Here is a 15967-nt window from a genome sequence, read left to right as displayed (position 1 = left end):
GGACGGAGCTCAGTCTCACCAGCACCCGCCCGGGAATTCCCCAGTCCTGGAAGGGCGAACGGCCACCGTCCGCCCGGAGGGCGTCACCAGCTGGACGCGGAGAGCACCTCGGCGTAGTCGCGCTCGCGGGAGGCCTGCCGCAGGTCGGCCTCGACCATCATCGTCATCAGCTCGGTGAAGTCGACGCTCGGTTCCCAGCCCAGTTCCCGGCGCGCCCGCCCGGAATCGGCGCACAGCGTCTCGACCTCGGCGGGGCGCACCAGCGTCGGATCGATCTCGACGTGGTCCTCCCAGTGCAGGCCCGCCGCGTCGAAGGCGATGCGCACCGCGTCCCGCACCGAGTGCATCCGGCCGGTCCCGACGACGTAGTCGGACGGCTCGTCCTGCTGGAGCATCAGGTGCATCGCGCGCACGTAGTCCCCGGCGAATCCCCAGTCCCGCACCGCCTCCAGGTTGCCGAGGTAGAGCTTGTCCTGCAGGCCGAGCTTGATCTGCGCGACGGCCAGCGAGATCTTGCGGGTGACGAATTCGGCGCCGCGGCGCGGTGATTCGTGGTTGAACAGGATGCCGGACACGCCCCACACGCCGTAGGACTCGCGGTAGTTCTGCGTGATGTAGTGCCCGTAGGTCTTGGCGACGCCGTACGGGCTGCGCGGGTGGAAGGTGGTGCGCTCGCTCTGCGGCGTCTCGGCGACCTTGCCGAACATCTCCGAGGACGACGCCTGGTAGAACCGGATGCGTTCCCCGCCGGAACCACCGGAACCGTGCAGGCCGCTGACGATGCGGATCGCCTCCAGCATCCGCAGCACGCCCATCCCGTTCACCTCGGTGACGAGTTCCGCCTGCTGCCAGGACATCGGCACGAACGAGATGGCGCCCAGGTTGTAGACCTCGTGCGGTTGCACCAGGTCCACCGCCGAGACCAGGCTGCCCTGGTCCATTAGATCACCGTCCACGAAGGACAGATCGGTGGCCAGCCTGCTCAGCCGGGACTTGCGCGGGTTCGCCTGCCCCCGGATCAGGCCCCACACCTGGTATCCCTGCGCGAGCAGGTGCTCGGCCAGGTAGGAACCGTCCTGCCCGGTGATCCCGGTGATCAGCGCTCGCCTGGACATGTGCTTCCCCTTCCACCACCTGATGCCGACAGCGCCCGTGCCGACCGCGTGGGCGGCACGGGAACGCGCGCGGTGGCGCACCGGGCACCGGCAGCGGTCGGATCGGCACCTGCCGGGAGCCCCGGATCGGGCCGGATCCGACGCTGGCAGCCGATCGTCGGCGGTGTCAAAGGAAAGCGGCACACCCTAGGGATTCGCCGAGTTCTCCGTCGTGGCGCGGAATCCGGACTAGGGGTTCTCCGCACCGCGCGGTGCTGTACTGGCCGCGCGGGCGCCGCCCGCCGCGGAGGTCCAGCGCTCGGAGGAGGAGCCGTGACCGATCTCGACCCCGGCAAGTGGCTGCGCCGCTACCACCCCGCACCGGCCGCGCCGGTCCGGCTGGTGTGCTTCCCGCACGCGGGCGGCTCGGCCAGCTTCTACCGGCCGGTCTCGGCCGCCCACTCCCCCGGCGCCGACGTCGTCGTGCTGCAGTACCCGGGCAGGCAGGACCGGCACCGCGAACCGCTGCTCGGCGGCATCGACGAGTACGCGGAGGCGATCACGGCGGTGCTGGCGGCGGAGCCGGAGCTGCCGACGGTGTTCTTCGGGCACAGCATGGGCGCGCTGCTCGGCTTCGAGGTGGCGCACCGGCTGGAGCGCGGCGCGGGCCGGCCGCCGCGCTCGCTGGTCGTCTCGGGGCGCCGCGCCCCGGGCACGGTGCGGGACGAGCGGGTGCACCTGCTCGACGACGAAGGCCTGCTGGCGGACGTGCGCGCGTTGAACGGGGCGGAGTCGGCGCTGGACGACGAGGACGTGGTGCGCATGTCGCTGCCCGCGATCCGCAACGACTACCGCGCGGTGGAGACCTACCCGCCGCGGCCGGGCCGGGTGGTGTCCTGCCCGATCTCGGTGCTCATCGGCGACGACGACCCGAAGTCCACAGTAGACGAATCGTTGCGCTGGAAGGAGCACACCTCCGGCGCGTTCCGGCTGCGCGGCTTCCGCGGCGGCCACTTCTACCTCGTCGAGCACGCACCGCAGGTCAACGCAGAACTCGCAGCGGAACTCACCCTGCGAATCCCGCCAGGCGAGTGACCCGCCCGACGTGCCCGGACGAACCCGCCACTCGCCGGACCGCAGATCCACGTTCTCGCCCGCGTCCACGCCGTTGTCCTGTCAGCGGCGAAGCCGCTGAGCGGCGACCACCTGAGGCACCGGCACCGCCGCGGGTTCTCAGCGTGATTCTCGCGAGGACGGCGTCGTCGCCCGTGGCGGAGCCACCGGTGACCACGATCCCGCAGCGAGAATCCCGCTGAGGTTCCGCCACCCACGCAAGAGGACCGGGAGGAATCAGGCCGGGTCCAGGGAGTCCGCGAGGTCGGTCAGTCCTGCTCTGCCGGTGACGCCGAGCTTGCGGTAGACCTTGGTGAGGTGCTTCTCGACGGCCCGGGAGCTCACCCCCAGCTCGGTGGCCACCTGCTGGTTGCCGAGCCCGCCCGCCACCAGCCGCGCGATGCGCAGTTCGGCGCGGGTCAGTTCCGCCTGCGCCCCACCGCCTTCGGCCGCGATCTCCTCGGCGGCGCGCAGCCGCGGGACCCCGCAGGCGGCGGCGAGCTCGTCGCCCTCGTTCAACCGGGCGGCGGCCTCCGCCCGGTCGGAGCACAGCAGCCTGCGCCCCAGCATCAGGTGCGCCTTGGCGAGTTCCACCGTGCCGGCCGGACCGCGGCCGTCGAGCGCTTCGACGGCCCGGCGCAGCAGCTCCACGCCCGGCTCCCCCTCGGTGATCGCGCCCCACACGCGCAGCGCGCGACCGACCCCGCTGGGCGCGCCCCAGGCCACCGCCCGCCGGTACTCCTCGGCGATCAGCTCGGCGGCCGGGCCGGGCCGCTGCACGCGGTGGTACAGCAGCGCCGCCCAGCCGCGCCAGGGCAGCAGGCACGGGTTGGACCAGCCGAGCCGGTCCCGCTCCCGCCCGCACTCCAGCAGGTGTTCGAGCCCGCCGACGGTGTCGCGCACGCTGACGGCGAGCGCGGCGTCGCGCAGCTCCCGCACCCACGGCTGCACCGCGTGGTCCCACTCGCGGTGGCGCCCCAGCGCCCGCGCCGCGGAACCGGTGTCGGCCGAGTCGAGCACGGCGATGGACAGCACCTCGAAGCACCGCTCCACCACCGGGATCAGCCCCGGGTCGCAACGGCGCAGCGCGCTCTCCGCCAGCGCCACCGCCTCCGGGTAGCGGCAGGAGCGGACCACGGTGAACGCCCGTTCGGCGTCGACGATGAGGCGTTCCGCGGCGCGGTCGCCGCGCGCGCCGAGCGCCGCGGTCACCTCCGCCAGCCACTGCTCCGCGGCCCGCACCTCGTCGCAGGCCGCGAGGGTCCGCGCCGCCAGCGCCACCGCGCCGAACGCGGCGCCCGGCCCGTGCTCCCCGGCGACGGCCCGCTTCGCCCACGGCAGCACCGATTCGGCGTCGCCGCCGGTGAGCGTCGCCGAGTGCAGCAGCACCGAGACCCGCTCCGGGTCGACGTGCTCGCCGGGGACGAGGGAGTCGAACAGCTCGCGGGTGTCGGCGCACCAGGCGGGATCGCCGAGCCGGGCGAGGCGGATGCGGGTGTCGATGGCCCGCAGCACGGCCGGATCCAGCTCCTCCCGCGCGCGGAATTCCTCCAGTTCGGCGAGCAGCGACAGCGGTGCCACCGCCAGCAGCATCGGCGGCACGTCGGCGAGCGCCTCGGCTCGCCGCCGGTCCGAGTCGAACTTGGGCAGCGCCTGCGACAGGTGCCGCATCGAGGCGACCGGTGCCCCGGAGCGCTCCGCCTCGGCGAGGTCGGCGAGCAGCACGGACCGCTCGGTGCCCGCGGTGGGGCAGGCCAGCAGCGCGCGGCGCAGGCAGCGGATGGCGGTGGCCACGTCGCCGCGGTCCAGGGCCCGCCGGCCCGCGGCGTGCAGCACCCCGGTGGTCCACTCGCCCTGGGTCGCGTCCGAGGCCAGCAGGTGTTCGGCGACCGCTTCGGCGGGCCGGTCGGCCCGCTGCAGCAGCCGCGCCGCCCTGCGGTGCCACTCGGCGAGTTCCGGTGGTTCCAGGGTGTTCTCCACGACCTCGCGGATCACCGGGTGCGCGAAGCGGGGCCGCGCCGGTTCGACGAGGACGCCGAGCGCGGCGAGGGCGGCGAGCGCCCCGGCGCACTCGGCGGGGGCCAGCCCGGCCAGGTCGGCGAGCTGGTCCGGCTCGGCACCGTCGAGCAGCGCCACCGCTCGGGCGGCGGCCAGCACCGGTTCCGGCTGCGGGCGCAGCACCGCGCCGGCCCGCTCGGCCACCACGGAGGGCCGCAACGACCACACGGCGTCCACATCGGACTCCTGCGGGCGCCTGCCGCTGTCGCGCAGGCCGTGCGCGATCGCGTTGAGCAGGAACGGCCTGCCGTGCGACGCACGGTGGCAGGCGGCGGTGAACCGCTCGTCGCCGGGCACGCCGAACACGTCCCGCACCACGGCGGCCACCCCGCCGGGGCTCAGCGGCCGGAGTTCACCGCGCCGCGCGGCGCGGCCCAGCAACCGCTGGAAGGTCTCCGGATCGGCGGCCTGCTCCCCGTCCCGGTGCGCGACGACCACCAGCACCGCGGAATCCGCGACGGCGGCGCACAACCGGTCCAGCCAGCGCAGCGATTCCACGTCCGCGCGCTGCAGGTCGTCCACCACCAGCAGCACCGGGTCGGGCGAGGCGAGCAGCCCGCCGCGCATCGTGCCGAAGTCCGGCCCGGTCTCGGAATCGGTGGCGCAGCAGGAGAACTGGCTCAGCACGCCGAACGGGATGTCGCGCTCCGCGGTGGTCGCCAACGCCCGCAGCACCCGGGCGCCCCGGTCCCGGGCGGCGGCCGCCGCGGCCGCCAGCACCGCGGAGCGGCCGATGCCGAAGGGGCCGGAGAACGCCAGCAGGGCACCGCCGCCCTCGCTCGCCCGGTCCAGCGCGGCGCTCAGCAGCTCGGTCTCGTTCTCCCGTTCCCGCAGCACCACGCGGCACTCCTCCGTTGCGCCCCGGGTCCCGCCGCACGTCGCGAGGCGGGTTCCGGCACCGTCACTGCTCGATGGTCACCTTGATCGCGTCGCCCGTGCTGACCGTGCGGATCGCTTCCAGCACCCCGTCCAGCGGCAACCGGTGGGTGATCAGGTCGTGCACCGGGACGTCACCGGAGGCGATCAGCCGCAGCGCCCGCCGGTTGTGCTCCGGGGTGGAGCCGTTGGCACCGACGATGGTCAACTCACGGTAGTGCACCGCGTTCGAATCGCAGTCGATGATCGGCGAATCCTTGGGCAAACCACCGAAAAAACTGATCCGGCCGCCGCGCGCGGCCATCCGCAGCGCCTGCTCCTGCGCTTCGCCGGAAGCGGCCGCGGTGATCACCACGTCGGCGCCGACACCGCCGGTGCGGCGCAGCACCTCCGCGACCGGATCGGTGGCGGAGGCGAGGATCGCGGCATCCGGGCCCACCAGCTCGGCCGCCTGCTCCAGCCGGGCGGCGTTGAGCTCCACCAGGTACACCGCGGCCGCGCCGCGGGCCCGCGCCAGCCGGGTGTGCAGGCAGCCGATCGGGCCGGAGCCGACGACCACGACCACGTCCCCCGGGCCGACCCGCGCGAGCTCCTGGCCGTTGAGGACGCAGGCGAGCGGTTCGGCGACCGACGCGGCCGCGAAGTCGACCCCGCCGGGCAGCAGGTTCACCCCGTCGACCCGCAGCACCTGCTCGGGGACGGTGAGGAATTCGGCGAAACCACCGTCGAAGTGGTAGCCCATCGAGCGCTGGTTCGGGCACACCGTCTGCCTGCCGCGCTCGCAGTAGCCGCACTCGCCGCAGGGGATCGCCGCGATCACCTGCACCCGGTCGCCCTCGGCGAAACCGCTGGCGCCGTCGCCGATGCCGACCACCTCCCCGGCGATCTCGTGGCCGATGACCCGTGGCGGGTCGATGTGGTGGTGCCCGTGCCGCATGATCTTCAGATCGGTTCCGCAGGTGGAGCAGTTGCGGACCCGCAGCTTCAGTTCGCCCGGGCCGGGTTCCGGTTCCGGGGCCTGCTCGATGCGGATGTCACCCGGGGCGTAGAAACGTGCGACCTTCACCTGTCCTCCTCAACGGACCGCAACAGCCGGTCGACCGTCGCCTCGTCCGGTGCTTCGCGCAGCTCGCGCGCCCGCACCGGATCCATCAGGACCGTGGCCAGGGCCGACAGCACGCCCAAGTGCTGCGCGCCCGCCGCATCCGGCGAACCGTCGGCGCGCCGGGCGCCCGCGGCGATCGCCACGCACAGGCTCACCTCGCCGCCGTCGCTCCACCGCACCCCGCCGGGGAACTGCACCACCACCAGGGCGCTGCGCCGCACGAAGCGGCGGGATTCGGTGGTGCCGTGCGGGATCGCGACGCCTTCGCCGAGGTGGGTCGTCAGCGACCGCTCCCGCTCGTGCATCGCGGCGACGTAGGGTTCCTCGACCGCGCCGGTCTCCACCAGCAGGCGGCCGCACTGGTCGATGGCGTCCGCGAATCCCGCGGCGGTGCGGCCGAGCCGCACCGCCAGCGGCCGGGGCGGGCCCGCCTCAACCACCAAGGGGTTCACCTTCCCGGACGGCCTGCTCGACCTCGTCGAACACCGGGTCGCCGAGGAAGCTGCGGAAACCGAGGATCACCGCCGAACCGGTGTCCTCCCGCCGCGCCCGCTCCAGCAGGGTTTCCTGGCACAGCACCAGATCCGCGTCCGGCGGGATCTCGGTGACCGAGGCGTGCGAGACCTTCACGTCGTACGGCTTGAGCCTGCCCGCCAGCTGGGCGGCGACCATGGCGCTGCTGCCCATGCCCGCGTCGCAGGCGATGACGACCTTGCGCACCGCCGACCCGTTGATCGTGCCCATCGAGCGCTCCTCTCCTGCCTGCCGCGCGCTCTCGACCTCGCTCGGCGGCACCGGTTCCTCCCGCAGTTCGTCGTGCGATCCGAGCACCCGGCGCTGGGCGAAGCCGATCGCGCGCCACCAGCGGGAGGCCGCCGACCCGCGGCTCATCGGACCGCTCCACCGGTCTCGACCTCGTCGGGTCGTCGCCACAGCTTCAGCACCAGCGAGGCGACCACGAACGCCACCACCGCCGACGCGGCGATCCCGGCGATCACGCCGACGTAGCCGCCCTTCGGGGTCACCGCCAGCAGCGCGACCACGCTGCCCGGCGACGGCGTGGCGACCAGGCCCGCACCGGTGATGCTGAAGACGAACAGCCCCGCCGCGCTGCCGGAGATCGTCGCCAGCAGCAGCCGCGGCGCGGCCAGCACGTACGGGAAGTAGATCTCGTGGATGCCGCCGAGGAACTGGATGACCAGCGCGCCGGGCGCGGTCGCGCGCATCGCGGGCGGCCCGAACACGGTGATCGCCAGCAGCACCCCGAAGCCCGGTCCCGGGTTCGGCTCGACCAGGAACTCGATGGCCTTGCCGTGGTCCAGCGACTCGGACACGCCCAGCGGCCCGAGCACGCCGTGGTTGACGGCGTTGTTGAGGAACAGCACCTTCGCCGGTTCCACGATGATCGCCACCAGCGGCAGCAGGTGCAGGTCCAGCAGCGCCTGCACGCCGTGGCCGAGCGCGATGGTCACGCTCTCGATGGCGGGACCGATCGCCAGCAGCCCGGCGATGGCGAAGAGCCCGCCGATGATCCCGGCCGCGAAGTTGTCCACCAGCATCTTGAACGCCGGAGGCACCCGTTTGCCCACCGAGCGGTCGAACCGTCTCAGCACCCAGCCCGCGAGCGGGCCGACGATCATCGCGCCCAGGAACATCGGGACCTCGGCCCCGATCGCGATGCCGATGGTGGCGACCGCGCCGACGACCGCGCCGCGCTGCCCGTGCACCTGCCTGCCGCCGGTGTAGCCGATCAGCACCGGCAGCAGCAGCGTGATCATCGGTTCTTTCAGCTGCGCCAGCTGGGCGTTGGGCCACCAGCCCTCCGGGATGAACAGCGCGCTGATCAGGCCCCAGGCGATGAACGCGCCGATGTTGGGCATGACCATGCCGGCCAGCTGCCCGCCGAACCGCTGCACCACGACGCGGGCGCGCTGCGCCTGTGCTCGAGAACTCGATTCCTCCGTGGCCGTCCCTGACATGGTTGTCACTCCGTACCTCGCCGACGCCGTTGTCCCTCTGCCTCGCCGACCGCCTCCCCGCGTCAGGGGTCCCGGTGCAGCCGCCGGTCCCAGGGCACCCGGGACTCGACGCGCACCAAGTCCGGGCGCAGGTCGTGCGGTTGTGGCATGGCGCTACCCGGCAGCGAGGCCGCTGCCGCGCCCCAGGCCACCGCGGTGACCAGGGCGGGCAGACCTCCGCAGCCTTCGGAAAGATATCCGGCGAGTAAAGCGTCCCCCGCGCCGACAGCGTTCTGCGCGGTCACCGGCGCCTCGGCGTAACCGCAGCCGTCGTGCCCGCGCAGCAGGGCCCCATCGGCCCCGAGGCTGGCCAGCACGGTGTCCGCCCCGAGTTCGAGGATCTCGTCGGCGGCATCGACGACGCCACCGATCGTTGTAATCGAGTGACCTACCGTCTCCTCCAGTTCCCGGAGATTGGGCTTCACCAACGTCGGCCGGGCCTGCACGGCCTCGTGCAGCGCGGGCCCGCTCGTGTCCACCACCACCGGGACGCCCAGCGAGCCGATCATCCGGATCAGCCCCGCGTAGTAGGCGCTGCTCACCCCCGGCGGCAGGCTGCCCGCGATCACCACCCAGTTCGCGCCGTCCGCGCTGCGCAGCACCGCCTCGCACAGGGCGCGGGCGTCGCCCGCGTCCAGCAGCGCCCCCGGCTCGTTGAACTTGGTGACGGTCGCGTCGGGTTCGACGACGCTCATGTTGATGCGGACCGGGCCCACCGCGGGCACCCGCAGCACGTCGATGCTCAGGCCGGCCAGCAACGCCACGAGCTGCTGGCCCTCGATGCCGCCCGCCGCCACGACCGCGCGGACGTCGACGCCGTGCTGGGCGAGAGCGCGGGCCACGTTGATGCCCTTGCCGCCCGGGTCGACGCGGATCGAGGAGGCGCGGTTCAGGCCGCCGCGCACCAGTTTGCGCACCTGCACGGTGCGGTCGAGGCTGGGGTTCGCCGTGACGGTGACGATCACGCGCACAGCCCTCCCCTGGTCCAGGTGGTCGCCGGGTCGGCGGCTCCGCGCGGAGCCCGGCACCGGAGAAAAATCGATCTTGCACGGAGGTCGCCCCGGTGGCAACCATCGCACGGCGAGTTCAAGGTTTTCCCGGAAGATCTCCGCTATGCGGGCCGATCGACGGGAACGAGCTCGGACCACCACCGGGCCGGCACCCCGGCGGAGGGCCGCCGCTCACTTCACGTACTCGGGCAGCACCCGCGGCGGCCACTGGCCGACGCCGAGGATTCCCATCGAGTAGCCCTTCGAGACCAGCGCCGGGCGGTTGGTGACCTTGAGCTTCCGCAGCAGCGTCGTCACGTGGTACTCGACGCCGCCCCGGCTGAGGTAGAGCTTCGCGGCCAGCTGCACGGTGGACTCCCCGGCCGCGACGCCCTCCAGGATCCGGGCGTCGACCTCGCTGAGCAGCTTCTCCTTGCCGCCGACCATCGCGGCCCGCTGTCCCTCGTCCGGCTGCAGCACGACCATGACGCCCTCCACGCGACCGGAGCGGCCGGGCACCGCGATGCCGGTCAGCTCCCCGCCGAACAGCGCTTCCTTCGCGCCGACGGCGACCGCGTGCTCCACGAACCGCGGGTTGCGGCCCTCGGTGAGGCGGGCGAACTGGTACTGGAACTTCCCGCGCACGCTGGGGTGCAGGAAGTCGTAGAAGCTGCGCCCCCGCACGTCGGCGGCACCGCGCCCGAACTGCTTGAAGAAGTACTTGTTCGCCTCCAGCACGCGCATGCTCGAATCGAGGTTCGCCATGCACATCCCGGACTGCTCGAACAACGATCTGTAAATGTCCCGATAATCTTCACCGGATTCTTCGGACGCCCCGGCAGGCGTGGGTCGCGCTCGCATCGTGCCGCTGGATGTCATCAGAATTCGACCATTCCTCTCTGGCTCGCGAGAAACGCAGATCCGGCATCGGTTGGAGGCATTACCGGAATTCAACGACACCACAAGGCTATGGATTCAAAACCAACCAAGTCAACAGCGGGCCAGCGCCGTCCTTAAGCCTGCGGTCAAGCCGCCCGCTGGTTCGGTTCGGTTCGGCCCGATTCGGTTCGGTGCCGATCTACCAGGTATTTCACGACCGAACGACCGCACCGAACCACATCGCGGGGGTGGGTTCGGGTACGGCTCAGGCCCCCACCCGCCACCACAGGGACGGGCACGAACCAACATCACGTGAATCCCCCACCACATTCCGCCCTTCCGCAGGCAGCGGTCCGCGACCAAGCGTGACCGCCGTGATCACCCTGCGCGAACGCGGCGCGGTACCGAATCGCGTTCAGCCGCCCGCCCCGCGCGGGAGAAGTGAATTCGCGAGATCCGCCCTGCCGTCGATCCCCAATTTTCGGTAGGCCGCGGTGAGGTGCTTCTCGACCGCTCGCCTGCTCACCCGGAGCTCGTCGGCGATCTCCTGGTTGGTGCGGCCCAGCGCCGCCGATTCCGCGACCGCTTCTTCCGCCCGGGTCAGCACCGCGGCCGGTTCCGACGGGCCGTTCCCGCGCCCGCCTCCGGGCCCCGGGGCGCCGGTCGCGTGCGGCGGTGCGCCGCTGCGGGCCGCGACCTGGGCGCTCTCGGCCAGCACCAGCTCCGCCTCCGCCGGAGCCCGGTCCCGCAACGCCTCGCCGAGCGCGGCCAGCGCGCCCGCCAGCTCCAGCCGGTCCGCCGCGGGCCGCAGCACCTGCACCGCTTCCCGCAGCAGCTCCACCCGGCGACCGCCCCCGGTGACCACCGCGCGCACCCGCAGCGCCCGGCCCAGCGGCGTCGGGGCGCCCCAGTCGCGGGCGCGCTGGTACTCCTCCTCCGCGAGCTCGACCGCCGCCCGGACGTCGCCGAGCCGGTGCCGCAGCAGCGCCGCGGTGGGCCGCCACGAGCAGGCCGCCGGGCCGAACCAGCCGGCCTGCTCCAGGCGCCTGCCGCAGTCCAGCAGGTGCGTCAGCGCCGTCACCGGATCGCCGTCCTGCATCGCGAGGTTGCTCTGCACCAACCGCCGCAGCGCCACCACCTGCAGGTCGTCCGGCGAATGCGGCAGCAGCAGCACCCGCTCGGCCAGTTCCCGGTCCCGCAGCCTGCGGGCCACCGCGCCCATCGCGAACACCGGCGCGGCCATCGACTCCGGCGTGTCCGGCTCGACCAGGTCCAGGGCGGCCGTCGCGCTGCGCCGGGCCTGCACGAGCTGGCCGGAGTCCAGGTGCACCAGGCTGTGCTGCGCGGCGACCAGCGCCTCCGCCGCGGTGGCGCCCTGCCTGCGCGCGTGGTCGGCCGCCAGCGCCAGCCACGAGTCCAGGCCTTCCGGGGCGCCGGCCGCCAGCAGGATCGACGGCAGGTAGCGCAGCACCGAATGCGTCTCCGAGGTGACGTTCGCCGGTTCCTGCGCCAGCAGCTCCCGCGCCATCGACGCGACCTCCGACGCCCGCGGCGTGCCGGTCAGCGCCATCGAGGCCAGCAGCACCACGCGCAGTTCCCGCTCGGCGGGGCCGGGCGCGCACTGGCGAGCGTCGAGCTCGGCCATCCGCCCCGGGACCGCGGCGTGCGCCGCCGGGTCCTCCAGCGCCAGGTAGCGGGTCCGCGCCTCCAGCCGCAGCGCCAGCTCCCGGTCCGCGCCCTCCAGCTCGTCGGCGGGACCGTGCTCGGCGGCCACCTCGCGGATCAGCTCGGCCACCCGCGGGCCCGCGCCGGTCACGGTCAGCGGCAGCCGCCCCAGCACGCGGGCGCGGTCGCGCGGCTCGCGCAGCTGCGGCACCGACTGGCCGATGTGGCGCACCGCGGCGGGCAGGTCGAACGCCAGCTCCACCGAGCCGAGCTCGGCGAGCAACCGCGCCCGGCCCATCCCGCCGGACTCCAGGTCCAGCAGGGCGCGCCGCAGGTAGCGGGCCGCGACCTCCGGGGACCGCGGCAGCACGGCGTGGGCCGCTTCCCGCAACCGCTGCACGCCCCAGCTGGACAGCGTCGAGTTCACCAGCAGCAACTGGTCGCCCACCGGTTCCGGGGGATAGCCGTGGCCGTGCAGCAAGGCCGCCGCCCGCAGGTGCAGCCGGGTGCTGTCGTGCTCGGCGGTGGACTCCTCGACCGCGGCGATCACGTCGTCCACCAGCAGTTCCGCGGCCAGCTCGCCGCGTTCGCCGGGCACCGCCACCTCGATCCGGTCCGGGTGGACCCGGAACCACGGTTCCAGCGCCCGCAGCGCCCGCTCGTAGCGGCTCGGCGTCAGCCCGGACAGCCGCTGCACCAGCGTGGGGTCCGCGTGCTCGCCGAGGACGACGACGGCGCGGGCGACGTCGGCGGCGAACTCCCCGCCGGACAGGGCCCGCACCAGCCGCCGCCTGCGGTCGCCCTCGGCGAGCGCGCGCAGCACCGGCAGCGACGCGGGCACCGGGCGCAGCCCCTGCTCGGCGGCCTGGTCCAGCAGGCTCACCAGGTCGCCCGGGTGCCCGCCGGTCAGCTCGTGGCACACCGCGGCGAACCCGTCCGGGTCGGCGTCCGGGCCCGGCTCGGCGCACAACCGGTCGCGGACGAGTTCCGCGGTCGCGGCCACCGACAACCGGCCGGGCCGCACCCGGTGCGCGGCGGCGGCGGTGATCTCGCGGACCAGCGCGCCCCGATCCCGGCCCGAGTCCGGGTCCAGCACCACCGCGACCAGCACCCGCATCCCCCGCAACCGGCCGATGAGGTAGGCCAGGCAGCGCAACGAGGCCTCGTCGGCCCACCAAAGGTCGTCCACGGCCAGCACCAGCGGGCACCGCGCGCTCGCCCCGACCAGCAGGGCGTGCAGCGCGTGCAGCACGCCGACCGGAACCGCGCCCGGGTCGTCGACGTGCGCCTCGTCGGCGGGCGGCAGCGCCTCGGCGGGCGGCCGTCCCGGGGCCGGAGCGGTGAGGTCGTGCAGCAGCCGCCGCACGAGCCCGAACCGGAACGAGCGCTCGCTGGCCGCGCCGCCCGCGCCGAGCACCCGGGCCCCGCTCGCGGTGGCGAGCTCGCGCAACCTGCTCAGCAGCGCGCTGCGGCCGCTGCCGGGCATCCCGCTGATGAGCACGAGCGAACCGGTCCCGCGGCCGACCTGGCGGACGGCGGACTCCAGCACGGCGAGCTCCCACTCGCGTTCGACCAGCATCCGGCGGGCCTCACTCGGCCAGGTCTGGGGGGAGCTGCGCGCGGCCTTCGATGCCGAGCTTGCGGTAGGACTTGGTCAGCCGGAGCTCGACGGTCCGCACCGTCACGCCCAGTTCCTGCGCGATGTCCTTGTTGGACAGACCCCGCGCGGCGAGGCTCGCGGCCCGGCGCTCGGGCACCGAGAGCGCGGCGGGCAGCGCCGCCCCCATCCGCGGGATGCCCGCGGCTCCCGGGCCGGCCGGGCCCGAACCGGCCAGCGCCAGCGCGGACAACGCCTTGCGGTGCACCGGTTCCAGCAGCCCCGGCATGCCCCAGCGCTCGGCCAGCTCCAGTTCCTCCCCGATGAGCCGGGTCGCCGCGCGGGCCGCGCCGAGGCGGCCCTGCGCGATCGCGGCGGGCATCCGCCAGGACAGCACCGCCGGGTTCAGCCACTCCTTGGCGCGCAGCATCCGGCCGCACTCCTGGAAGTAGCCGAGCGCGGTCGCCGGATCTCCCGTCGCGAGGCGCAGTTCACCGCGGGCGTGCAGCAGGTAGGCGAAGCCCATGCCGCGCTCCGCACCCAGCGGCAGCTCCGCGGCGGCCACCCGCTCGGCGCCGGCTACGTCCTCCAGCCGCAGCAGCGCACCGATCCGCGCGGCCAGGTAGTGCGGCAGCAGCGCCGGGTGCCAGCAGTGCAGCGGCAGCTGCCGCACGGCGGCGGCCAGGTCGGCGCCCGCCGCCGGGCAGCGTTCGTCCTTGGCGGCGAGCACGGCCCGCTGCACCAGCGCGTACGCGGCGGCGGCCCGCGCCCCGCGGCGGCCCGCGTCGAAGATCACGGCGGTGAGCCCGGCCGCGGCCTCGGCCGCGTCGTCCCGGCAGGCCAGCGCGTGGCAGGCCGCGATCCGGGTGGCCAGCGGCAGTTCGGGGTCGCGGTCGGCGAGCGCCTCCCGCGCGAGGGTGCGCACCAGGTCGGGGCGGCGGCCGAGCCGGGCGCAGCGCCACGCCAGCAGACCCGCCTGCGCCGGGTCGGCGGCTTCCTCCGGCACCGGCGGCAGCCGGACGGCGAGCGGTTCCGGGGCGGGCGCGCACAGTTCGTCGGCCAGCAGGCCGAGCGCGTCCAGCGCGGGACTGCGCACCCGGGCGCAGACGGTCGCGAGCTCGCGGCGCCCGGTCTCCGAGTCCCCGCGGGCGACGAGCAGGTCCGCGGCCTGCACGAGCAGCGCCGTGTCGCCGGTGCCGACCGCGTCGGTGAGCACCTGGCGCAACCGCCCGTCGCTGGCGGCGGGGGCGTGCGCCACTTCGATCGCGGCGAGCCGGGTCAGCAGCCGCTGCCTGCAGTCGCCGGGCACGGGTTCGCGCAGGGCGCGGCGCAGCAGTTCGGTGGCGCGCTCGTGCCTGCCCTCCTGGCGGTGCCGCTCGGCGGCTTCGACGAGCGTTTCCACCACCCAGCGGCGGCGCATCTGCGGTGCGTTGAGCAGCATGTCGGCCAGCGCGCAGGGTTCGACGGCGGCGCGGTGGCCGATCTCGGCGGCGCGGCCGTGCAGCTCCTCCCGTTCGGCCGGTTCCATCTCGGCCAGCACCCCGGTGGCCACGGCGGGGCTGGACGCGCGCGGCACGCCGTCCTCTGTGGACTCGCAGATGAGCCCGAGGTGCCGCAGCGAGGTGCGGGCCCGGGCCGCGGCGTGGCCGTGCAGACCGGCGAGCGCGCAGGCCAGCTCGAAGTCGAACTCCCCACCGCAGAGGGTGATCGCGCGCAGCAGCTCCACGTGGTCGGCGGGCAGTCCGCGCAGCGTTCGGCCCACCAGGTGCGCGACGGCGTCGGCGGCGTGCACCCGCAGCCGGGGGACGTGGCGGGATTCGAAGCCGAGCCCCGCGCGGTGGAACTCCTCCAGCACGAGCCGCAGCACCGCCGGGTTGCCCGAGGTCTCGGTCGTGGCGGCGGCGGCGAAGTCCCGGTCGGCGGGGCCGTACCGGGACAGCAGTTCGGCGACGTCCGGGACGGCGAGCGGGCCGAGCCGGACCCGTCGCGGCGGCACCGGCACCGTCTCGTCCCAGCGGGCGCCGCCGTCGGTCTCGGGGGCGGTGTCGCGCACGGTCCGCACCATCAGGACCGGCGCCCGGTCCAGGTGCCGCAGCATGGCGTGGCACCAGGCCAGCGACCACGGGTCGATCCACTGGTGGTCGTCCACGGCGAGCAGCAGCGGCCGCCGCGCCGCCACGTCCAGGATCTGCTTGCGCAGGAACGGGATCGGTGCGTTGGTGGCGGCGCCCTCGGCCCACGCGGAGCTGATCCGGGTGAGCTGCTCGGGTGGGCAGAGCAGGGCGATCTGCTGGGCGGCGGTGCTGTAGGGGACGTCGGTCTCCAGCGGTGAGCTCTGCGCGGCGGCCGTGTTGAGCCCGGCGGCGCGCGCGTCGGCGAGCATCGCTTCCAGCAGGGCGCTGCGGCCGGAACCGGGGGCGCCGTTGATGGTGAGCAGACCGGAGCGGCCGCGGGCGAGGTCGGCGACGAGTCCGCCGACCACCCGCAACTCGTCGTCGCGCCCGACCAGCTCGTGCTGTCGCGGCGCCGCGGAACTTCGGCCGGGGGCGTCGTGGACCGCGACCATCAGCACG

11 protein-coding genes are annotated in these 15967 nt (G+C 74.3%); 1 reads left to right on the top strand and 10 read right to left on the bottom strand.

Going from position 1 to position 15967, the window contains the following annotated elements; all coding sequences use genetic code 11:
* Positions 1 to 83: 83 nt before the first annotated feature.
* Positions 84 to 1115 (bottom strand): GDP-mannose 4,6-dehydratase, encoded by a 1032-nt coding sequence (locus tag H1226_RS08065; RefSeq protein WP_258348152.1) that lies wholly within the window; start codon positions 1113 to 1115, stop codon positions 84 to 86.
* A gap of 312 nt (positions 1116 to 1427) precedes the next feature.
* On the opposite strand from H1226_RS08065, the gene H1226_RS08060 reads away from it, so the two are divergent.
* Positions 1428 to 2189 (top strand): thioesterase II family protein, encoded by a 762-nt coding sequence (locus H1226_RS08060; RefSeq protein ID WP_258348151.1) that lies wholly within the window; start codon positions 1428 to 1430, stop codon positions 2187 to 2189.
* A 255-nt stretch (positions 2190 to 2444) separates the two neighbouring features.
* Here the strand turns inward: H1226_RS08060 and H1226_RS08055 are convergent, their stop codons facing one another.
* The 9 genes from H1226_RS08055 to H1226_RS08015 all read right to left on the bottom strand — a co-directional run bounded on the left by H1226_RS08055 (position 2445) and on the right by H1226_RS08015 (position 15960).
* Positions 2445 to 5105, bottom strand: a complete 2661-nt coding sequence (locus H1226_RS08055; RefSeq protein WP_258348150.1) for a LuxR C-terminal-related transcriptional regulator — start codon at positions 5103 to 5105, stop codon at positions 2445 to 2447.
* Between the two features lie 61 nt (positions 5106 to 5166).
* A complete protein-coding gene (locus H1226_RS08050) occupies positions 5167 to 6207 on the bottom strand; it encodes an alcohol dehydrogenase catalytic domain-containing protein (protein ID WP_224959382.1) in 1041 nt (346 codons plus the stop codon).
* Positions 6204 to 6686 (bottom strand): PTS sugar transporter subunit IIA, encoded by a 483-nt coding sequence (locus tag H1226_RS08045; protein WP_258348148.1) that lies wholly within the window; start codon positions 6684 to 6686, stop codon positions 6204 to 6206. The genes H1226_RS08050 and H1226_RS08045 overlap by 4 nt, the downstream gene beginning before the upstream one ends.
* Positions 6679 to 7137, bottom strand: a complete 459-nt coding sequence (locus H1226_RS08040) for a PTS sugar transporter subunit IIB (protein ID WP_224963160.1) — start codon at positions 7135 to 7137, stop codon at positions 6679 to 6681. The genes H1226_RS08045 and H1226_RS08040 overlap by 8 nt, the downstream gene beginning before the upstream one ends.
* Positions 7134 to 8225 (bottom strand): PTS mannitol transporter subunit IICB, encoded by a 1092-nt coding sequence (locus H1226_RS08035; protein WP_258348146.1) that lies wholly within the window; start codon positions 8223 to 8225, stop codon positions 7134 to 7136. Before H1226_RS08035 ends, H1226_RS08040 begins: the two co-directional genes overlap by 4 nt.
* A gap of 62 nt (positions 8226 to 8287) precedes the next feature.
* Positions 8288 to 9229, bottom strand: coding sequence for a 1-phosphofructokinase family hexose kinase (locus tag H1226_RS08030; protein ID WP_258348145.1), 942 nt, complete (start codon positions 9227 to 9229; stop codon positions 8288 to 8290).
* A gap of 216 nt (positions 9230 to 9445) precedes the next feature.
* Positions 9446 to 10114: a helix-turn-helix transcriptional regulator gene (locus H1226_RS08025; RefSeq protein WP_224963153.1), complete on the bottom strand. Its 669-nt coding sequence runs from the start codon at positions 10112 to 10114 to the stop codon at positions 9446 to 9448.
* Positions 10115 to 10547: 433 nt separating this feature from the next.
* Positions 10548 to 13376: an AAA family ATPase gene (locus H1226_RS08020; protein WP_258348143.1), complete on the bottom strand. Its 2829-nt coding sequence runs from the start codon at positions 13374 to 13376 to the stop codon at positions 10548 to 10550.
* A 10-nt stretch (positions 13377 to 13386) separates the two neighbouring features.
* Positions 13387 to 15960 carry an AAA family ATPase gene (locus tag H1226_RS08015; RefSeq protein ID WP_258349368.1) on the bottom strand — a complete coding sequence of 858 codons (2574 nt, stop codon included), beginning with the start codon at positions 15958 to 15960 and terminating at the stop codon, positions 13387 to 13389.
* Positions 15961 to 15967: the final 7 nt, after the last annotated feature.

The organism is Saccharopolyspora gregorii (genome assembly GCF_024734405.1).
GTDB lineage: Bacteria > Actinomycetota > Actinomycetes > Mycobacteriales > Pseudonocardiaceae > Saccharopolyspora_C > Saccharopolyspora_C gregorii.
The sequence above is the reverse complement of the archived record's forward strand: the minus strand, read 5'-3'. Positions and strand labels throughout refer to the sequence as shown.

What these genes read in the sequence shown, in the direction of transcription:
- H1226_RS08065 (WP_258348152.1), bottom strand. Translation starts at nt 1,115, where the DNA reads ATGTCCAGGCGAGCGCTGATCACCGGGATCACCGGGCAGGACGGTTCC.
- H1226_RS08040 (WP_224963160.1), bottom strand. Translation starts at nt 7,137, where the DNA reads ATGAGCCGCGGGTCGGCGGCCTCCCGCTGGTGGCGCGCGATCGGCTTC.
- H1226_RS08035 (WP_258348146.1), bottom strand. Translation starts at nt 8,225, where the DNA reads ATGTCAGGGACGGCCACGGAGGAATCGAGTTCTCGAGCACAGGCGCAG.
- H1226_RS08025 (WP_224963153.1), bottom strand. Translation starts at nt 10,114, where the DNA reads ATGCGAGCGCGACCCACGCCTGCCGGGGCGTCCGAAGAATCCGGTGAA.
- H1226_RS08020 (WP_258348143.1), bottom strand. Translation starts at nt 13,376, where the DNA reads ATGCTGGTCGAACGCGAGTGGGAGCTCGCCGTGCTGGAGTCCGCCGTC.
- H1226_RS08015 (WP_258349368.1), bottom strand. Translation starts at nt 15,960, where the DNA reads ATGGTCGCGGTCCACGACGCCCCCGGCCGAAGTTCCGCGGCGCCGCGA.